Annotated in this window: 4 protein-coding genes; all 4 read right to left on the bottom strand. The window is 43.2% G+C overall.

The genetic code is table 11. The features are described 5' to 3' along the window. Window positions 1–668 (bottom strand): hypothetical protein (locus A3757_RS20305; RefSeq protein WP_068740188.1); only part of this gene is annotated, 668 nt, incomplete at its 3' end. 1 nt (window position 669) lies between these two features. Further along, a complete protein-coding gene (locus A3757_RS27955; protein ID WP_304438873.1) occupies window positions 670–2,340 on the bottom strand; it encodes an ExeA family protein in 1,671 nt (556 codons plus the stop codon). A gap of 159 nt (window positions 2,341–2,499) precedes the next feature. Continuing rightward, window positions 2,500–3,996 carry a DUF3336 domain-containing protein gene (locus tag A3757_RS20315; protein ID WP_068510686.1) on the bottom strand — a complete coding sequence of 499 codons (1,497 nt, stop codon included), beginning with the start codon at window positions 3,994–3,996 and terminating at the stop codon, window positions 2,500–2,502. Between the two features lie 108 nt (window positions 3,997–4,104). Further along, window positions 4,105–4,312 (bottom strand): MlaA family lipoprotein (locus A3757_RS20320; RefSeq protein WP_197470166.1); only part of this gene is annotated, 208 nt, incomplete at its 5' end.

Below are 4,312 nucleotides of genomic sequence, written 5' to 3' on the forward strand. Positions count from 1 at the left end.
TCTGAAGAGTAGATATGACTGCTAAATTCTATTGTCGGAACCCCCCTTTGAAAGCTAATATTCATTTCACTTAGTAGAGGAAGGTCTGAAAATGCATTTGGTGCACTACTAATTTGTTTGCTTCTATCGCTCTCGTCGTTCACACTTGTCGGCAATATTTTTTCCTCGACAGCTTTAGAAACCGGGGCTGCTTCGGAATAAGGCTCGGCAAGCGGCGGGCTGATGCGCTTAACACCCGCTTTAGGTCGGATAACATCGTCAGCTTCGACTGGCTCTTTATCCTCCTTAGCAGAGCGTTTATCGGAAAAGTCATCCTTTAGAATAGGAAGAGGCTTTGCTTGAATGGGTGCTTTATCAATGAGATGGGATGGAAGTGCCTTGGTTTTACGGCCAGTATCCTTAATGTCCGGCTCAGTCGAGGAGAGTGCTTTATTGTCAGTTAACAGGCTATTTTCAGAGCTTCCACTCTCATCAGTAGAATTGCTGCCTAGAAAATAAAATATCAACGCACCTGCATTAAGTAAAAGGACAAATATTAGGAGGTAAGGCCAAAGAGGCTGTCGCGACATATTCCTTGGCATTACCATCATATCGTTATTAATCGAAGAAACCTTCTCTTGATGCCTATCCTGTTCTGACCTTTTCAAGGCGTCTAAAATGTATGACATGCTAATTCGCCCCCATAAGTCGAGGGACGCCTAAGTTAAGGCGCGAATTTATATGAATCAGCGTCATGCTGCCCGCGATGCCGTCAGGCACAAGGCCTGAGCTGGCTTGAAAGCGCTTAATCTGGTCTTCAATTGGTTCGCTTTTATTGGCTTTATACTGACTGAGTCGAGACAAGCTTTTCCTCAACCATGCCTCTTCTTTTTTCTGTCCTGGCATTACGAGATTCGATTTGTAAGGAGGAACCTTCCAAACAATTGAGTACTCCCCAAACCAGTAGCGATCAACTTCGTCAAGAGAAACCCAATACTTCTCATTCTTATGTGAAACCAAGGCATCACTACCTTCAACCCCCAGTATTGCGATATATAGCGACTCGCCATAGTCATTGACTAGGGTTAACACCGCGGGTCGGTCTAACTTTAGTAACGAGCGCCAATTACCATTTTTATGCAAGCACTTAAGACCGTACATTTCGGCGTAATCACAGGCCAGCATAAAGGGGGCTAAAGGATAGTCGATTCCCCAACGCTCTAAAATCATGCGATATGCATGATATCGATCATCTTTCTGGGTTTTGAGAGAAGATAGGTCGTTAATGATCGGGATCTGTATTGATGAGTTATCAGCATAAGGAGCCTTAGCGGGGCTTTTTTCCGTAGTTGAAAATTGCTGTAAATCTGCCACTTCTTCTGCTGAAGTACCGCTTTCTGATATAGCCTTGGAGTCGTCGCCCTCTTCAGGAGTGATTTGTTTTACTGAGGCTGGGTGCAGCTCGGGCTCTGTTTTGGAAGAAGAGATTATACTTTCCAGCTCAGCTATTCTGTTGTCGTATCGCTTGTCCAAAGCAAATACTCCAATACTGGCAATTATTGTTAGCAGGACAGCAATTATCCCCCTTTTGATTGACGAACTTAGTTTTAGTGGCTGCTTAAACTTTGGCCCCTGTATTTCCGCGTATGCGCTCTTAATATGTTTTGCATCAATAACATCCTCTTGCATTGCATAAGCACCGAGCAAGGCGCGGTCGCAAATAAGATTAATTAATCGCGGTACGCCACCACTCAAGTTAAAAAGAGTTTTTATTGCTTTTTGATTAAATAAACGCCCGCGTCGCCCCGCAACCGATAATCTACAATTAACATAAGCACCAACTTCAACTTTACTCAGCTCACACAGGTGGTATCTTGCAGTGATTCTTTGAGCGAGCTGCCTTAAATCATTCTGAGCTAGCACTTCCCTTAATTCGGGTTGCCCAAGCAAAATTATCTGAAGTAATTTCTTTTCAGATGTTTCAAGGTTAGTAAGCAAGCGCAGCTGCTCTAGTACATCAACTCTAAGGTTTTGAGCTTCATCGATAATGAGTACGGTGTGGCGATTGTTAGCGTGTGCATCAAGCAGGTAGCTGTTAATTAGGTCATTTAAGACTTTAATTGATGCTGAATCGGGGTACGCTATTCCAAGCTCATCACATATTGATGCCATAAGCTCACGTGCCGAGAGCTTCGGATTTATGATGAATGCTACGTCGGTATTTTTTGGAATCTGATTTAAAAAACAACGGCAAATTGTCGTCTTTCCTGTTCCAACTTCACCTGTAAGAACAACAAAACCGCCCTGCCCGGATACACCATATAAAAGATGAGCAAGCGCCTCTCTATGACGTTCACTCATATATAGATACCTGGGATCAGGCGCTATAGAAAAAGGTAGTTCTTTAAGACCAAAAAAGTCCTGATACATGACGTCAGCTTAGCGTAGTTGCGAAGTTTAGCTTGGTAGCAAACGCAAAGCTTAAAGACAGGGCTCGCCAAAAGCAAGTCCTTACACTCGCTAACGGATTGCCTTATGATCATCAATTAAACTAAGGCTCCCACGATGCGTTCTAACATCAGTCTTTAAGCGGGAAATGCAGCTCTCGAGTGTCTTGCTTATTTTGGAATGTGTACGAATCATCGCTAATTTAGGCCATGTCGCGCGCTCACCCTGAAGCATTAACTCCTTCATGAATTTCGTATCGGGATTGCTAAGCAGCTTCATATAGTGCCCAAGCTTGTAATTTGGAGCAACAGTGACGTCGCCATAATAATTCTGAGACATCATAGAATAAGCATGACCAGAAACTTGTCGAAGCATCTCAGATTTGGTATGAGTTCTTATATAGTCACTCACTGCCTGGCCATGAAATTTTGCTTCGGCTTTAACAAGCGCTAGGGGTAATTTTAAGAAACGATTACTAGACAGCCCTTTTGTTCGTTCCAGCAAAGGCACTACATGAGGATTGGTTTGACTTACGATAGAATAATTAACATCGTAGAGGTGCATTAGGCGCTCGATTGGCAAGTCGCTAACCATGCTGCCATCAACCCAGCGTAAGCGGGGCATATACGGTACGTTGTGTCCATGTTCATCTTTCTTAAGCAGTTTAACCGGGGGGAAAATTCCTGGAACTGCGCAAGACGCTAACGATGCACTCCACGTTAGCATGTATGGAGATGTGTAACCTGACAATAATCTAGCCTTTTGATGAGCCTGGACAGGCGAAACAGTGATATTAATACTCCGCCCCGTCTTCTCGTAGGCCTCTTGCATCGTGTATTCACCTACATAACTACGAATATAGTCTTGCAGCTGACGCTGATCCATAAAGCCTTTGCCTTTAATACCATTCAATAGGCCCATCCACTTCCAGGCTTTCATATTATGGGTATTAGGGTCAAACAAGGAAGGTAGTTCGTCATCGGTATGCGTCCCTAAGGCGGCAGCAATGATAGAACCGGCGCTTGAGCCAGTTACGACATCTGGCAATAAGCCATGCTCCCACAGGGCCTTTACAACACCGATATGGAAGACTCCTAAGGAAGCGCCGCCACTTAGCAATAATGCGGGGCGACCGAAGGATAAAAGTACATCTTTAAAAAAATCTAACTTTTTATTTGATGGCATATCAGAGGTTTGCCTATCGCAAAGATAGGAAAGGCAATCGCAAACTTCTTCAACGTATTCTTCAATGAGTGTTTTGGTGCCGTAATAGCATTGGTTATAAAGGCGTATGTCACCCATATTGCCAAGGTCATGATGCAAGCCTTCGCGAATGTCTCGATACAAAGCGGTGAGATCACCATTTTGCTTGTGCTCTCTTAAAAGACAGAGTCGATCAGAAATAAGTTCGTAGTTATATACATCAGAAGCAATATTGTCTTTCCAGGCATCATTATGTTGCATGGAGTCGAGTGTTTGAGCGGCGTCCTTCCATTCAAGGAATGAGGTAGCCTGCGACATTCTTTGTTTTTCTTTTTTTATCGTGGTGTGCATCTTAAAGCGAGCCATATAGTTGATTTTATCTTTTATCCCATCAATCAACTATAGGTTATTTTTTTCTGCAGATATATTGAACTTGTATTAAGCCCTGTGAACTTATGTTAAATAAGCCTGATATTAGAAGTCCTCGTAATCAAAATCTTCATCATCAGCGAACGGGTCTTCTACTTCGCCATCTTTAATAAGGAAGTTTCGATTTTGCAAATAGGCACTCCTGAAGAAGGCGTAGCGGTCTTCTTTGAATAATAAGTTGTTCGCAGCTAGCAGGTCTGCTCGTGTATCTATTAAATCAACAGCCTTTAGAGCAATACTTTCTTCAGTTGAG

It is taken from the genome of Oleiphilus sp. HI0117 (assembly GCF_001635235.1).